Source organism: Sodalis sp. dw_96 (assembly GCF_018449575.1).
In the GTDB taxonomy this organism is placed as follows: Bacteria; Pseudomonadota; Gammaproteobacteria; order Enterobacterales; family Enterobacteriaceae; genus Acerihabitans.
The window spans coordinates 76,693-93,205 of sequence record NZ_JAAVUT010000002.1 but is presented as its reverse complement, the minus strand read 5'-3'; the positions used below and the strand labels follow the sequence as shown (position 1 = coordinate 93,205).

Below are 16,513 nucleotides of genomic sequence, written 5' to 3'. Positions count from 1 at the left end.
ATACACCAAGAAGAAATACGACCATGACGAGCTTTGACAACTGGCCCTGGCATTATTGGGCGCACCATACACCACACAGCATCGCTTTGCGCACCCCCGCCGCTCAGTGGAGCTGGCGTGACCTGGCACAAAGGGTCAATCATCTGGCCGCCGCCTGGCAACAGGCCGGCGTCACGGCCGGCTGTGGTGTCGCCCTGCGGGGGAAAAACCGGCTGGAGCTGGTGCTGGCTTATCTGGCTGTCCTGCAATGCGGCGCCCGGGTCATTCCTCTTAGTCCCCAATTGCCGCCGGAGCTGCTGGCCCGGCGCTTGCCCAGCCTGAACATCGATTTTGGCTGGTGCGCCGAAGACCTGCCTTGGCCGGACGGTATCACCCCGCTGGCCATGAGCCTGTCCGACACGGGCGCTCCCGCCTTGATTCCCCACACCATGATCCCCTGGCAAATTAACCGCCTGGCGACCCTGACCCTCACATCCGGTTCCAGCGGTATGCCGAAAGCGGCGGCCCACACCTTCGCCGCTCATCTGGCCAGCGCGGCGGGCGTCTTGTCACTGATGAATTTCCAGCACCGCCATAGCTGGCTGCTCTCGCTGCCCTTGTATCATGTTTCCGGCCAGGGCATTGTCTGGCGCGCCCTGGCGGCGGGGGCCACGCTGGTATTGGCGGAGGGGGTGGCGCTGGAGCGGGCGCTGGCGGGCTGCAGTCATGCCTCCCTGGTGCCAACCCAGCTGTGGCGTCTGTTAAAGGGGGACATGGCCGATCTCAGCCTGCAAGACGTACTGCTGGGTGGGGCCATGATCCCCCAGGACCTTACCCGGCAGGCTGAAGCCGCGGGGATCCGGTGCTGGTGCGGCTACGGCCTCACCGAGTTCGCCTCGACGGTCTGCGCCAAACGCGCTGACTCCACGCCGGGCGTGGGGATGCCGCTGCCGGGTCGGGAACTGCGGCTGGTGGACGACGAAGTCTGGCTACGGGGCAACAGCATGGCGTCGGGCTATTGGCAGCAGGGGCGCCTGATACCCTTTACCGACGGCGACGGCTGGTTTCATACCCGGGATCGCGGCCGGTTTGTGGACGGCGAGCTGCACATCGCCGGCCGACTGGACAATCTGTTTATTTGCGGCGGCGAAGGTATCCAGCCGGAAGATATCGAGCGGGTGCTGACAACCCATCCCGGGGTGCGGCAGGCCTACGTGGTGCCGGTGGCGGACGAGGAATTCGGCCAGCGCCCGGTGGCGGTGGTGGAGGGGGAGGCGCCTTTCGGACAATTGCGCGTCTGGCTGGATCCACAGTTGGCGCCCTGGCAACGGCCGGTGGCTTATTTTGCGCTGCCGGACACCCTTGGCAACGGCGGCATTAAAATCTCCCGCCGCCGCATTCAGGATTGGGTCGCGGCGCAATTCACCATAAATCCCTAAAGAAAGGTTGTGTTTATCTGTCCGGCTTTCTAAAGTGACGGTATGGGATTTACAGGAGAGAATAATGCTTAGGGTAGAAATGCTGTGCACCGGCGATGAAGTTCTCCATGGACAGATTGTCGATACCAATGCGGCTTGGCTGGCGAATTATCTGTTTGAACAGGGCCTGCCGATGAGTGCGCGCATGACCGTGGGCGACAATTTATCCGCGTTGGTGGCGGCCTTGACCGAACGGAGCCTGCGGGCGGACATCCTGATTGTCAACGGCGGCCTGGGACCCACCAGCGACGATCTGAGCGCGCTGGCCGCCTCCACGGCGGCCGGGGAAGAGTTGGTGGAGCATCCCGAATGGCTGGCGAAAATCGAAGCGTTTTTTGCCGAGCGGGGACGGGTTATGGCCCCCAGCAACCGCAAGCAGGCACTGATCCCCGCCAATGCGGAGATGATCGACAATCCGGTGGGCACAGCCTGCGGGTTTGCCCTGCAGCTGAATCGCTGCCTGATGTTTTTCACCCCCGGCGTGCCGTCGGAATTCAAGGTGATGGTGGCACAGGAAATTGTGCCGCGACTGCGTGAGCGTTTTGATCTGCCCGATCCGCCGCTGTGCCTGCGGCTGACCACCTTCGGTCGCGCGGAAAGCGAGCTGGCCAGCCAGCTTGACGATATGCCGCTGCCGGAAGAGGTGGTACTGGGCTACCGCTCCTCAATGCCGATCATTGAATTGAAACTCACCGGCCCGGCCCACGAGCGCGAAGCGATGGAGCTGGCCTGGCAGCAGGTCCGGGCGGTGGCGGGGGAAAGCGCGATATACGAAGGCACGGACGATTTACCCACCCAGTTGGCCGGCCGACTGCGCCAGCTGGGGCTGAATCTGGCTATCGGCGAGCATTTCACCGCCGGGTTGCTGACCTGGCAGTGCCAAAGCGCCGGCATGCCGGTGGTGAGCGGGGAATGGTTATCCTCACTTGCCGCCGAGAGTGTGGCTGCTGACAGTGCCGCTGATAGTGTGGCTGATAGTGTGGCTGAAAATGCCGCACAGGCGCGGCAATCCGCAGCGGGAGAAGGTTCCTCTTTGCAAAGTCTGGCCCGGCAGGCGGAAAAACTGGCCGCCCGCCACGGCGCGCAGCTGGTGCTGGCGGTGGGTAATCTGGAGCAGGACCGTCTCAGCCTGGCGCTGCATACTCCCGATCGCAGTTATGCCCAAACGGTGACTTTTACCATCAATATACAGCGTCACGGTCTCAAGACCCGGCAGGAAGTGGTCTCGCTGATGGCGCTGAACATGCTGCGGCGCTGGCTTAACGGCTGGCCGGTCTACGCCGACCACGGCTGGATACGGATTACCGATACCCTGGCGTAAGCTTCCCCGGTAAGGCACGACGGTGTTGCGGCGGGCGCGTGGCGAACTCAATTCATGCAGCAAAAGCCGAACAGCGGGAGAGCCGGCCGATAGGGTCGTTGTCCCGCGTTTCAATGAAGACCGCGAGGTGATATTGCCGGCTATCTCATTGCCGGGTAAGGGGTCGTCAGTCATCCTTAATCAGGAATTGCTTAAACTGGGGACTCATATAGGCGGCATATCCCGTGTCGGTCTTGCTGATAAGATAAACCGCCAGGCCCTGTTTTTTGGCAACCTCAATCGCTTTCTCCGGCCCGAGCACCATTAGACTGATATCCCAGCCGTTGGCTTCCAGCGGGGTGGCGGCAATGACGGTTGCCGAGGCCAGTTTGTGTTCGATGGGTCTGCCGGTTTTGGTATCGATGATATGGGAATAGCGTTTGCCGTCTTTTTCAAAATAATTGAGATAGCTCCCGGAAGTGCTGATATCGTAACCCTGCAATTTTACCGCATCCTGCTGGATGGCAAAGGCGGCATCGTTGGGCTGGCGAATGGCGATACGCCAAGGCACGCCTTGGGCATTGACCCCCCGGGCAAAAACCGCATTGCCTACTGATACCAGATAATTAGTGAGTCCTTTACTGTCCAGCAGGCGGGAGAGCAGCTGTGCCGCATAGCCTTCTCCCAAGGCGGAAAGGTCCACATACACACCGGGAAGGTCTTTTTGCAGCCAGTCGCCCCCGCTGTCGCTTATCAATTTAAGATGCTGTAACCCCACCAGCCGGCGCGCGGAATCAATCTGCTGCTGACTGGGAAGGGTACCGCGCTTGCTTTTGTCCGGACCAAACCCCCATAAATTCACCAATGGACCGGCGGTGATATCTATCGCACCGTCAGAGTCATGCCCGATACGCAGGGCGGTGGCGATAATTTCCGCCATACCGCGACTGATGGGTTTGGGGTCGCGGCCCTGATAACGATTGAATTGAGAGAGAATGGAATCTGGTTTGAAGGTCGATATCTCGTTATCAACCTGATCCAGCACTGCGCTTATTTCATGCTGCAGAATCTGTGGGTCTTCGGGCAGCGGACCAATGATTTTCACGCTGTACAGCGTATGAATTGCCTGGCCGTTAAACGCATGGTTTTCCGCTTCCGCGGGATTTTTCATGATAAAAAATATTATGATGAATATGCCGACCAACCCGCTGATCAGCAGGGCCTTTCTAATACGCGACGGCATAAGCATAACGAAAAACCCTCCAAACCTTCCGGCCCTGTAGCGACATGGACTGCACAGTCATAATAATAAGGGATTATAAACACTTCGCTTGTGCGGTTTCCAGACAGCATCTGTAGTCACAGGGGGCATTTTTGTAAACAGGGCAATGCATACCATGAAAAACAATAACGATTCCGAGCTGATGAGCAGGACATCTGATAGACCGTAAACGATTATGCAGCAGCCAATCAGCAGCATTGGCGTATTCTTTTTCACCAGTGACTGAGCGACGATATAAACATAGAAAAATAATACCGTCAGAAAACCAACAATACCTTGCAACGAGGCGGCTTCAAGCAGTTCATCATGCAGGTGCGTGTCGATATATTCCATCGCGGTTTTGTTATTCGGATCGTGGGCGATGATCTCCGCGGCTTGTACGTGACGCTCCTCAGCGGTGTTACCGAAAGGATGCTGAGAGAATATATTCAGGCCGACATACCATAACGAGAAGCGGGAACCCAGTGATGATTGATCGTTACCGCTCTGGTAAAGCATAATTTCAGTGTCGGTTTGTTCAATCTTCGGCTTAATGTATTTGCCATAAGACATGCCCACGCCCAGTCCTAACAGCGCCATGACGATCAGCAAAGGTTTAAGGTAAATCTTGCGGAAATGAAACAGCATCATCAGAAAAATCATTAGCAGGTGCGCAAGTATTGCGGCACGGGTACCCATCATGATGATAATCAGGAAGGAGATGAATATCACTGCGGTTGTTGCAATATGATTATTGAAACTGTTCTTAAATGTGAGAAGCAAATAAATAAGGAGAATAGACAGCGCAGAATAAATATAGGCCGCAATGGTTGCGCGGTTGGTACTAAGGGCGATGCGATCCATACCGTGATAAATTTGATAGATGCCAAAGGCGGTAGCCAGCATAAAGGCTAACGCAAATCCAGACAACATGTATTTACGGTAATTGAAATTGACCAGATAGTGAGAATACTGTGTGATATAAAAGATTAACACGCCGCCGACAATCAGTTTCTTACCCGAATTCAATTGTATAAACCCTAACCCGCAGGTGTGCTTATGGCGATAAAGGAACAGTGTCCAGATAATTTTGACCACGCCAATCAATATGATGGCATAAGAAAGATCCATCTTTGGCCATCTGATGTTTTTTCGCTCGACGAACAATCCAAACAGGGAAAGGTAGAAAGAGAAAAAGAAAAGTTCCCGCTGCTTGCCGGTTGAAATTAATGTAAAAACAACCGATAAGACAGCCAGTATAAAACTGGCCAAATAGAATCCCTGTCCTAATTTGCCTCTGAAAAGTAATTCTGCCGCCTTTTTTTTATAACTGAACCTGACTGCTGGGTTTATAAAAAAACGGATGCTGCGAGTCTCCTGCACTTTCTCCTTTAACGTATTTAGCTGCTTCATATCTGTAAGCCATTGTTTCCTTTTAATTTGTATATCCAGCCAGTGACATAAGACTAAATCATGAAATTTTTTGCCAAAAAGCGCATCCATTTTTTCCGTGCAAACGAAAAGATTATGTATTTTCTTTGCTGATGGGGAGTTCGACAGGCTGTTATCGCGTTTTATATAAAGGTAGTGGCTCTCATGGGAGAAAACGATCGGTGCGGCTTTGGTCAGGATTTGCGGAAAGACGTAAAAATCTTCATAGCAGGTAAAATCCGGCATAGGGAATGACAGCAGCAGGTCACGATGTATGAATTGCCCAATCAGATGCGCCTGGAAATCTTTGTGAACCAGGAAACGCGTAATCGCTTCATCCGCGGATAAGGTCTCTGCTTTCAAACCCTTCCAGGTTTTATCGGCAGCACTGAGTTCACGCACCTCTTGTAACTTGGTCAATAGCAAGCCGGGCTTTTTCTCATCCAGGAAGGTGATGATTTCTCCAAGGGAGCCGGTTTTCAGCAGGTCGTCACTGTCGAGCATAGTGACGTATTCACCCTTGCTGTGAGCAATGCCAAAGTTACGCACCTTTCCAATGCTGTTGAATTCAACCCCATAATACTGTGCCTGAGGAGTTGACTGAGCAAATGCCATGAGAATTGAAGCGGTGTTATCCCCTGAAGCATCGTTGATGAGGATGATTTCACAGCGTCCGATATCGGCACCTAATGCCGCAAGCAGGCTTTGCAGTGTGTCCTGGAGATAGCCGTCGCTGTTATGGGCAGCAATAATAATACTAAGAGTCACATTCTGTGCGGACATATTATTAGGGTAGACTCAAAAATTTGACTTAAGGGCGCTGTTTCAAATCTCATCAACAGCAATACAACAGCAATATTTATATTTCGATTTTATTTTATTTATCTATTTTATCTTAATCGTTTGATTTTCAACACACCCTGAACACGGGCGGTGATAGTTATAAAATACCAATCGGTTGGTGTCAATGCCAATTTACATTTTCACATTGGCCTAACAATTCGGCCACCTTTTTATATGAATAAAAGTCATTTTTATAATCAATTAACTGATGGGAATTTCGTTTAAGTACAGAATGAGCGCATTCCGCTTTCTCATTCAAACGGGACATGAAGATATATTAGGCCTGCTTCATATATTAATTTTAGAGATGCCAGTTAATTTTTGGCGAGCCAGCTACGCTGGGGCAGGGATGTCGAATTGTGGGAAATCATACTGCTGATAAACGAGCCTGTCGCCAGGTTAAACCAACCGTTTTCCTTTCTTTACCGGCCCCGATCTTCACGCCAGAATAGGACGTACACCTTGACCACAATCGGGAACAGGCCGATCTCCGAACGGCGTCGGAGCGGCCCGCGCGCCAGGGGCATGCAACTCTTCTATTTTGCAGAGGGGGACAGCGCACCGCCAAAATCTTCCGCATCCACATCATACCCCGACGGTTCCCAGCGGATAAGCAGCAACGCCAGCAGACCCGCCAGGGGTGCCACGGCAATCACCCAGAACACGCCGGTTTTCAGCAGCGCCACCAGCACCGGAAACAGGAACAGCGACAGCGTGGAGCTGGCGCGCATCAGAGTCTGGTTGAATCCAACTCCGACGCCGCGTAGTGAAGTAGGATAACTCAGCGAGGCAAAAGTCATGCTGTGGGAACCCGGGCCGAACCCTTGGCCGAACAGGAACAGCGCCAGCATGGCGATGGCAAGCGCGGCATGGACGCCGTCCGCCGGCCGGCCGATTAGCGCCAGCCCGATCAAGGCCGTCAGTTGGCAGGCATACCCCAGCACCGTCATCCACCAGGCTCCGAACCGGGGCACCCAACGCACGCCTATCAGGCCGCCCACAAAGGCAAATAACAGATTTAATCCCAGGGAGGCCAGAATGGTGGTCAGCATGGACTGTGCCAGAAAGCTGCTGATGATCACCGGTAAACCGAATGCTACGGCGTTATAGGCAAATGACGAGGCCACGGCGATAACCGTCGCCAGCACGGTGCGGCGTAAATAGACCCCTTGCAATAACCGGCCGTAATTGCTCCAGCGGGCGCGCAGCGCCTTGGGCGTGGGCTGCTGTTCAGCCACGGGCGCAGCCTGGGCGTTGATGCCGTAGGAACGCCGCAGTATTTGCGCCGCGCCGGTCAAATCACCCTGATTGGCCGCCCATACCGGCGACTCGCTGATATAACGGCTGCGGATGGCAATAATCGCCAGCGCCGGTACCGCGCCGAATCCCAGGATCAGGCGCCACAGCCAATGGGTTTGTTCGGCGGGCAGCACGGCGTACAGCAACAGCACCAGCAAGTAGGAAATACTGATGGCGGCATACCAAGTGGGACACCACATGGCGACACTGGCCGCTTTATTGCCGCGCCCCTTCAGTCGGGAAAACTCCGCCAGAAACGCCATGGCCACCGGCAAATCGATACCGACCCCCAACCCCATGACAAAACGCGCGCCGGCCAATACCCATTCGTTCGGAGCGAATGCGCAGGCAATGGCGGCGAAGACAAAGAAAAACATATCGGCCATAAAGACCCGGTAGCGACCGATTTTGTCCGTGAGATAGCCGCCGAAAAACGCGCCGACAATGGCGCCGAAGGTGATGGCGGAGGCCACCATGCCGGTGCCCGCCGGGGTCAGGTTGAATTCGTGGGTAATATCCTTCACCCCGAACGCCAAGGCCCCCAGGTCGTAGGCATCAAGAAAGACGCCCCCCAGGGCGATGCCGATAATAATTCCGGCATGACTGCGTTTTTCAGCGCCGGAATTGACCAAATGAGACACATCGGCGGCGCTGCGGATGAAGACGGTTTCGCTCTCGTACGGCCTTTCCCGGTCAAGGACGGCGACGTGCGCCATATTAAGGAGTTCGGACATAATATTAAGAAGACTTATTAATATGTGATCTAGGTATCAAGAGCATACCGGGCACGACGGTGAAAACCAATTCCGAATCGCTATAACTTACAACCAAAAGGTTGAAGCGCCACACGGCACGCTAGGCCCGCCATCACTGAACGTGCAACGAGTCTGTTAAAGGGTGAGCCGCCGGGTCGACGCCGACTAAAGTTCCAGCTCGATATCACCCGCAGGCAGACAGCAGCAGGGCAGGATGTCGCCGGGCCGGATACAGGCCAGGGGGGATTGGATATAATCAACCCGGCCCTCCAGCAGGCGCATACGGCAGGCGCCGCAGTAGCCGGACCGGCATTGAAACTCCACGTCGATATGGTTGGCCTCCAGGGCATCCAGCAGCGAGTGGTGGCCGGGTTCGCACCGGAGCTGCGCCCCGAGATGGCGCAGCGTAATCTTGGCTGATTCGTTCATGGCTTACAGTTCGAAATCGCTCAGATCGCCCGAGTTCATCTCGGAGTCGATTTGGCCTACCAGGTAGGAGCTGACCTCCACTTCCTGCGGCGCCACCTGCACATTGTCCGATACCAGCCAGGTATTGATCCACGGAATAGGATTGGAGCGGGTGGCAAAGGGCAGGTCCAGGCCCACCGCCTGCATGCGGATATTGGTAATATAATCCACATACTGGCACAGGATGTCTTTATTCAGGCCGATCATCGAGCCGTCGCGGAACAGATAACTGGCCCACTCCTTTTCCTGCTCCGCCGCCAGCACGAACAGGTCATAACACTCCCGCTCGCACTCTTTGGCAATCTCGGCCATTTCCGGGTCGTCCTCGCCGGAGCGCATCAAATTCAGCATATGCTGGGTGCCGGTAAGATGCAGCGCCTCGTCGCGGGCGATCAGGCGGATGATTTTGGCGTTGCCTTCCATCAGCTCGCGCTCGGCAAAAGCGAACGAACAGGCGAAGCTGACATAAAAACGGATGGCTTCCAGGGCGTTGACGCTCATCAGACAGAGGTAAAGACATTTTTTCAGCTCATGCAGATTCACCACCACCTCGCTGCCCTTCACCTGATGGGTGCCGATGCCGAGCAAATGGTAGTAGCCGGTCAACTCGATAAGCTTGTCGTAATAGCCCGAAATATCCTTGGCCCGCTTCAGGATCTCTTCATTGGTAACAATATCGTCGAACACCAGCGAAGGGTCGTTGACGATATTGCGGATAATATGGGTATAGGACCGGGAATGAATGGTTTCCGAAAACGCCCAGGTTTCCACCCAGGTTTCCAGTTCAGGAATGGAAATCAGCGGCAGCAAGGCGATGTTGGGGCTACGGCCCTGAATGGAGTCCAACAGGGTCTGGTACTTCAGGTTACTGAGGAAAATATGCTTCTCGTGTTCCGGCAACGCCTGAAAATCGATGCGATCGCGGGACACGTCCACTTCTTCCGGCCGCCAGAAAAAAGAGAGCTGCTTTTCAATCAATTTCTCAAAGATATCGTATTTTTGCTGATCGTAGCGCGCAACGTTCACCGACTGGCCGAAAAACATCGGCTCAAGCAATTGGTTGTTTTTATTCTGTGAAAATGTGGTATAGGCCATGGTCTCTCCCGTTACTCGCGGACGGCAATGGCGCCGCCCGCGGCCATGTTTAAATCTTGCAGGCTCCGCTTTCGCAATCATCAGTCTCGGCGGCGGCTTCCATATCTTCCTGGGCATCTTCCGCGCCGTCACGGGTATTCTGATAATACAGCGTTTTGACACCGAATTTGTAGGCGGTGAGCAGATCCTTCAGCAATTGTTTCATCGGCACCTTGCCGGCCGGGAAACGGGTCGGATCGTAATTGGTATTGGAGGAAATGGCCTGGTCGACGAATTTCTGCATCAGCCCCACCAACTGCAGATAACCGTCGTTATTCGGCATTTCCCACAATAACTCGTAAGCGCCTTTCAGCCGGTCGGATTCCGGTACCACCTGGCGCAGTATGCCGTCTTTCGACGCCTTGATGCTAACGTAGCCTCTCGGGGGCTCAATGCCGTTGGTGGCATTGGAGATTTGCGACGAAGTTTCAGACGGCATCAGCGCCGACAGGGTTGAATTGCGCAGCCCGTGCCGTTTGATGTCGGTTCGCAGGGCGTCCCAATCGTAATGCAGCGGCTCGCTGCAAATCCCGTCAAGATCCTTTTTATAGGTATCGGTAGGCAGGATGCCCTTGGCATAGGTGGTTTCATTGAACCACGGGCAGGCGCCACGTTCTTTGGCCAGTTCGTTGGAGGCTTTTAACAAATAATACTGAATGGCCTCGAACGTCCGGTGCGTCAGATTATTGGCGCTGCCGTCGGAATACCGCACGCCGTTTTTCGCCAGATAATAGGCATAATTGATCACCCCCACGCCGAGGGTCCGCCGTCCCATGGCGCCGCGTTTCGCCGCCGGGATCGGATAGTCCTGGTAATCCAGCAGCGCGTCCAGCGCACGTACCGCCAGGGTCGCCAGCTCCTGCAGATCGTCCAGGCTCTCCAGGGCCCCCAGGTTGAAGGCCGAGAGGGTGCACAGGGCGATTTCGCCATTCTCGTCGTTGACGTCTTCCAGAGGTTTGGTGGGCAACGCCACTTCCAGGCACAGGTTGGACTGGCGGATGGGCGCCACGGCCGGATCGAACGGGCTGTGGGTATTGCAATGATCCACATGCTGAATATAAATCCGGCCGGTGGAGGCGCGCTCCTGCATCATCAGGGAGAACAGCTCCACCGCCTTGACCCGACTTTTACGGATAGAGGCGTCCTGTTCGTAACGGGTATACAGCCGTTCGAATTCCTCCTGATCGGCGAAGAACGCGTCATAGAGCCCGGGGACATCGGACGGGCTGAACAACGTGATCTCTTCGCCCTTCACCAGGCGCTGATACATCAGTTTATTAATCTGCACGCCATAATCCATATGGCGGACGCGATTGCCCTCCACGCCGCGGTTGTTTTTCAGCACCAGCAGGCTTTCCACTTCCAGATGCCAAAGCGGGTAAAACAGCGTGGCCGCGCCGCCGCGCACGCCGCCCTGGGAACAGGATTTCACCGCGGTCTGGAAATGTTTGTAAAAAGGAATGCAGCCGGTGTGAAAAGCCTCGCCGCCGCGGATCGGACTGCCCAGCGCCCGGATGCGGCCGGCATTGATGCCGATGCCGGCCCGCTGCGACACGTATTTGACGATGGCGCTGGAGGTGGCGTTAATGGAATCGAGACTGTCGCCGCATTCAATCAGCACGCACGAGCTGAACTGGCGCGTGGGGGTACGCACCCCGGACATGATGGGCGTCGGCAGGGAAATCTTGAAGGTGGAGACGGCGTCATAGAAACGCTTGACATAATCCAGCCGGGTTTCCCGCGGATAACCGGAGAACAAGCAGGCCGCCACCAGGATATAAAGGAACTGCGCGCTTTCGTAAATTTCGCCGCTGACCCGGTTTTGCGCCAGATATTTGCCTTCCAACTGCTTCACCGCGGCGTAGGAGAAATTCATGTCCCGCCAGTGATCGATAAAACCGTCCATCAGGGCGAACTCTTCCGCGGTGTAATCTTCCAGCAGATGTTTATCGTATTTTCCCATGCCCACCAGCCGCGACACGTGGTCGTAAAGCTTGGGCGGCTCAAACCGGCCATAGGCCTTTTTACGCAAATGGAACACCGCCAGGCGGGCTGCCAGGTATTGATAATCCGGCGCGTCGCGTGAGATCAAATCCGCCGCGGCCTTGATAATGGTTTCATGAATGTCGGCGGTTTTAATGCCTTCATAAAATTGAATATGGGAGCGTAGCTCAACCTGAGAGACCGAGACGTTCTCGAGCCCTTCCGCCGCCCAGTCGATGACGCGGTGGATCTTGTCCAGGTTGATTTTTTCTTTACTGCCGTCGCGTTTTGTAACAAGCAGACTCTGGTTCATGAGGCTTAATACCTGTCTGAGTGATCCCTATAGAAAAGTAAAAATAGTGTCTCATTTTGGGGAAAAGCACTATATATAGGGTTTTTTGTTAATTTGATAACAAGATAGTGATTTACTGTCGTTATTGCAAGGGACGAAAATGAGGGTTTTTGTGGATAACTTGGGGGCGAAATGTTAACAGCCCGACTAAAGCGCTATTCCGTCTGCCCTTAAGGCATGTCAACCGCTGTAGATAAAAAATTCAAAAAGATATTATTTGTCGATTTATTAAACGTTGTCTAAGCCGGCCTCAACCGGCCGGCGCTGATCAACTGGTCTGGGTTACAGCGGGTGACGGGTGTGCAGCATGTAATTAACATCGACATTGCCGCCCAGGGTAAAACGATCCCGCAACGGATTATAGTGCAGACCGGTAATATGCCGCTCCTGCAACGGAGTGCCGTCGAGCCACTGCAGCAGTTCCGCCGGCTTGATGAATTTAGCGACATCATGAGTGCCGCGCGGCACCAGACGCAACAGGTATTCGGCTCCGACGATGGCCATCAGCCACGCCTTGGGATTACGGTTCAGGGTGGAGAAAAACACGTCGCCGCCGGGTTTAACCAGCTGTGCGCAGGCGCGAACGATGGACGCGGGATCCGGGACGTGTTCCAGCATTTCCATGCAGGTGACCACATCATAGCGGCCCTGATTTTCTCCGGCATGATCTTCTACGGTCTGCTGGATATAGTTAATATCCAACTGGCTCTCCAACGCATGCAGCCGGGCCACCGCCAGCGGTTCGGCGCCCATGTCCAGCCCGGTGGCCGTCGCGCCTTCCCGTGCCATGCTTTCGGTCAATATTCCCCCGCCGCAGCCTACGTCCAGTACCGTTTTGCCGAACAGACCGTCGGCATGGCGCAAAATATAGTCCAGGCGCAGGGGATTGATGCGGTGCAGGGGTTTGAATTCCCCTTCCATGTCCCACCAGCGCGAGGCCACCGCGTCGAATTTGGCGATTTCCCGCCGATCCACATTATCGCTGCCGGCTGCGGCCTGAGAATTGTTGCTGACTTTCCGGTTCATAACGGCCCTTCCTGAGTATTTAAATATTCCCGTCATACTTTAAGTTGCAGGTGCGTTGGCAATACTCGGCTCAATCATGAGCCTCGCCCCTTTGGGGCCGCTGCAAGCAGCGTTCAAATCTGCACAGCAGATTTGTCCTCGTTCACCCCAGTCACTTACCTGAGTAAGCTCCTGGGGATTCGCTGCGTCGCCGCCTTCCTGCAACTTAAAGTATTTTGGGTATAGCGAAATGAAGCCAGTATACCTTCAACCAGACATCCGGTCAGTGATTCGGTAGCGGAAACAACTATAACTACGGGTTTTCGTCGCCGACAATTTTCCCAGAATCACCTATCTATGGTATACTTTGGCACCTTTAAATCCGGGTGGATGCTTCAATTAGTAGAGGGATAGCGGCTCAATGAGTGACCTTGCCAGAGAAATAACACCGGTCAACATCGAAGAAGAGTTAAAAAGCTCTTATCTGGATTATGCCATGTCCGTTATTGTCGGACGTGCGCTGCCGGATGTACGGGATGGGTTAAAACCGGTACACCGCCGCGTATTGTTTGCGATGAGCGTACTCGGTAATGACTGGAATAAACCTTACAAAAAATCGGCCCGTGTGGTCGGGGACGTCATCGGTAAGTATCATCCCCATGGGGATACCGCGGTCTACGACACCATCGTGCGTATGGCCCAGCCGTTCTCGCTGCGTTATATGCTGGTGGATGGCCAGGGTAATTTCGGTTCCGTCGACGGCGACTCCGCCGCGGCGATGCGTTACACCGAAGTCCGCATGTCGAAAATCGCCCATGAACTGTTGGCGGACCTCGAAAAAGATACCGTGGATTTTGTGCCGAACTACGACGGCACCGAACAAATCCCCGATGTCATGCCCACCAAGATCCCCAACCTGTTGATCAATGGCTCCTCCGGTATTGCCGTGGGCATGGCCACCAATATTCCGCCTCATAACCTGACGGAAGTGATCAACGGTTGCCTTGCCTATATCGACGATGAAGATATCAGCGTCGAAGGCCTGATGGAACATATCCCGGGGCCGGACTTTCCCACCGCCGCCATCATCAACGGCCGGCGCGGTATTGAAGAGGCCTACCGCACCGGACGCGGTAAAATCCTGATCCGCGCCCGCGCGGAAGTGGAAGCCGATGCCAAAAGCGGTCGCGAAACCATCCTCGTGCATGAAATTCCTTACCAGGTGAACAAAGCACGGTTGATTGAAAAAATCGCCGAACTGGTAAAAGACAAGCGTATCGAAGGCATCAGCGCCCTGCGGGATGAATCCGATAAAGACGGCATGCGCATCGTCATCGAGATCAAACGCGACGCGGTGGGGGAAGTGGTGCTGAACAACCTCTATTCCCAAACGCAGCTGCAGGTCTCCTTCGGCATTAATATGGTGGCGCTGCATCAGGGCCAGCCCAAGATCATGTCGCTGAAGGATATCCTTTCCGCCTTCGTGCGCCACCGTCGGGAAGTGGTGACCCGCCGTACGATTTTCGAGCTGCGCAAAGCGCGGGATCGCGCCCATATCCTCGAAGCCCTGGCGGTGGCGCTGGCCAATATCGAACCGATTATCGAATTGATCCGGCATGCGCCGAGCCCGGCCGAAGCGAAAAGCGGCCTGATCGCCCGCTCCTGGGAACTGGGCACGGTGGCGGCGATGCTGGAACGCGCCGGCGACAACGCTGCGCGGCCTGAATGGCTGGAAGAGCAGTACGGTATTCGCGACGGCCGTTATTTCCTGACCGACCAACAGGCACAAGCCATCCTGGATCTGCGCCTGCAGAAATTGACCGGGCTGGAACATGAAAAACTGTTGGACGAGTATAAGGAGCTGCTGACCCAAATCGCCGAACTCATCATCATCCTGGAAAACCCGGATCGGCTGATGGAAGTGATTCGCGAAGAGCTCAACGCGATGAAAGAGCAGTACAACGATGCCCGTCGCACCGAAATCACCGCCAATACCTCCGATATCAATATCGAGGATCTGATCAATCAGGAAGATGTGGTGGTTACCCTGTCCCATCAAGGGTATGTCAAATACCAGCCGCTCACCGACTATGAAGCCCAGCGTCGCGGCGGCAAAGGCAAATCGGCGGCCAGGATCAAGGAAGAGGACTTCATCGATCGCCTGCTGGTGGCCAATACCCATGACACCATTCTGCTGTTCTCCAGCCGGGGACGTCTGTATTGGATGAAGGTTTACCAACTGCCGGAAGCCAGCCGCGGCGCCCGTGGCCGGCCTATCGTGAATCTGCTGCCCCTGGAGCCGAACGAGCGTATCACCGCCATCCTGCCGGTGCGTGAATATGAAGAAGGGCGCCATGTATTCATGGCCACCGCCAGCGGCACGGTGAAAAAGACCGCGCTGACTGAATTCAGCCGTCCGCGCAGCGCCGGCATTATTGCCGTCAACCTGAATGACGGTGATGAACTTATCGGCGTCGATCTTACCGACGGACAGAACGAGGCCATGCTGTTCTCAGCCTACGGCAAGGTGGTGCGTTTCCCTGAAGGACAGGTGCGTTCCATGGGCCGTACCGCCACCGGCGTGCGTGGCATCAATCTGGCCGACAAGGACCGGGTGGTTTCCCTGATCATACCTCGCGGCGACGGTCCGATCCTGACCGTAACGCAGCACGGTTACGGCAAGCGCACCGCCCAGGCTGAATACCCCACCAAATCACGCGCCACCCTCGGCGTGATCTCGATAAAAGTGAGTGAGCGCAATGGCGAGGTGGTTGGCGCCGTGCAGGTGGAAGACAGCGATCAAATCATGATGATCACAGACGCCGGCACCCTGGTGCGCACCCGGGTATCCGAAGTCAGCATCGTCGGCCGCAACACCCAGGGGGTTACCCTCATCCGCACCGCTGAAGGCGAACATGTGGTGGGTTTGCAGCGCGTGGTTGAACCGGTGGATGACGAAGATCTCGACACCGTCGAAGGGCTGGCGGAAGGCGAAGAGAACGACGCGGGGGACGACGCCGATATCGATGATGACGCCGTGGATGATATCGCCATTGACGATGCCGACGACGCGGATGACGCGGATGACGCTGACGCTGACGACGAAGACGAGGGTGAAGACTACCCGAACAGTTAATGGCCTACCTGTTCCGACTGGGCACGGTTCAAGGTACGGGGGTGGTGAGCCCAACATGCCGAGAGGCGCTGACAAACGGACTCGGTGTC

At 55.3% G+C, this 16,513-nt stretch carries 10 protein-coding genes; 3 read left to right on the top strand and 7 right to left on the bottom strand.

What is annotated here, in order from left to right; translation table 11 throughout:
* The first annotated feature begins 23 nt into the window (after nt 1–23).
* Together menE and HB631_RS03475 are read left to right on the top strand one after the other, a co-directional pair.
* Nucleotides 24–1,418: an o-succinylbenzoate--CoA ligase gene (gene menE / locus HB631_RS03480; protein WP_213989779.1), complete on the top strand. Its 1,395-nt coding sequence runs from the start codon at nt 24–26 to the stop codon at nt 1,416–1,418.
* A 64-nt stretch (nt 1,419–1,482) separates the two neighbouring features.
* Entirely contained in the window at nt 1,483–2,778 is a 1,296-nt protein-coding gene (locus HB631_RS03475; protein ID WP_213989778.1) for a nicotinamide mononucleotide deamidase-related protein YfaY, read from the top strand.
* A gap of 166 nt (nt 2,779–2,944) precedes the next feature.
* On the opposite strand, the gene HB631_RS03470 is transcribed toward HB631_RS03475, so the two are convergent.
* The 7 genes from HB631_RS03470 to ubiG form a co-directional block, all read right to left on the bottom strand.
* Nucleotides 2,945–4,000, bottom strand: coding sequence for an FAD:protein FMN transferase (locus HB631_RS03470; RefSeq protein ID WP_213989777.1), 1,056 nt, complete (start codon nt 3,998–4,000; stop codon nt 2,945–2,947).
* 57 nt (nt 4,001–4,057) lie between these two features.
* Nucleotides 4,058–6,232 carry a glycosyltransferase gene (locus HB631_RS03465; protein ID WP_213989776.1) on the bottom strand — a complete coding sequence of 725 codons (2,175 nt, stop codon included), beginning with the start codon at nt 6,230–6,232 and terminating at the stop codon, nt 4,058–4,060.
* A 596-nt stretch (nt 6,233–6,828) separates the two neighbouring features.
* Entirely contained in the window at nt 6,829–8,325 is a 1,497-nt protein-coding gene (locus HB631_RS03460) for an MFS transporter (RefSeq protein ID WP_213989775.1), read from the bottom strand.
* Nucleotides 8,326–8,511: 186 nt separating this feature from the next.
* A complete protein-coding gene (yfaE, locus tag HB631_RS03455; protein WP_213989774.1) occupies nt 8,512–8,775 on the bottom strand; it encodes a class I ribonucleotide reductase maintenance protein YfaE in 264 nt (87 codons plus the stop codon).
* Between the two features lie 3 nt (nt 8,776–8,778).
* The gene (gene nrdB, locus HB631_RS03450; protein ID WP_213989773.1) at nt 8,779–9,909 is read right to left on the bottom strand and encodes a class Ia ribonucleoside-diphosphate reductase subunit beta; all 1,131 of its coding nucleotides are present in this window, start codon (nt 9,907–9,909) and stop codon (nt 8,779–8,781) included.
* A 49-nt stretch (nt 9,910–9,958) separates the two neighbouring features.
* Nucleotides 9,959–12,244 carry a class 1a ribonucleoside-diphosphate reductase subunit alpha gene (nrdA, locus tag HB631_RS03445; protein ID WP_213989772.1) on the bottom strand — a complete coding sequence of 762 codons (2,286 nt, stop codon included), beginning with the start codon at nt 12,242–12,244 and terminating at the stop codon, nt 9,959–9,961.
* A 321-nt stretch (nt 12,245–12,565) separates the two neighbouring features.
* The gene (gene ubiG / locus HB631_RS03440) at nt 12,566–13,309 is read right to left on the bottom strand and encodes a bifunctional 2-polyprenyl-6-hydroxyphenol methylase/3-demethylubiquinol 3-O-methyltransferase UbiG (RefSeq protein ID WP_213989771.1); all 744 of its coding nucleotides are present in this window, start codon (nt 13,307–13,309) and stop codon (nt 12,566–12,568) included.
* Between the two features lie 400 nt (nt 13,310–13,709).
* Here ubiG and gyrA point away from each other — a divergent pair, with 400 nt between their 5' ends.
* Complete coding sequence (gene gyrA, locus HB631_RS03435) at nt 13,710–16,424, top strand: DNA topoisomerase (ATP-hydrolyzing) subunit A (protein WP_213989770.1); 2,715 nt, start codon at nt 13,710–13,712, stop codon at nt 16,422–16,424.
* Nucleotides 16,425–16,513 lie beyond the last annotated feature (89 nt).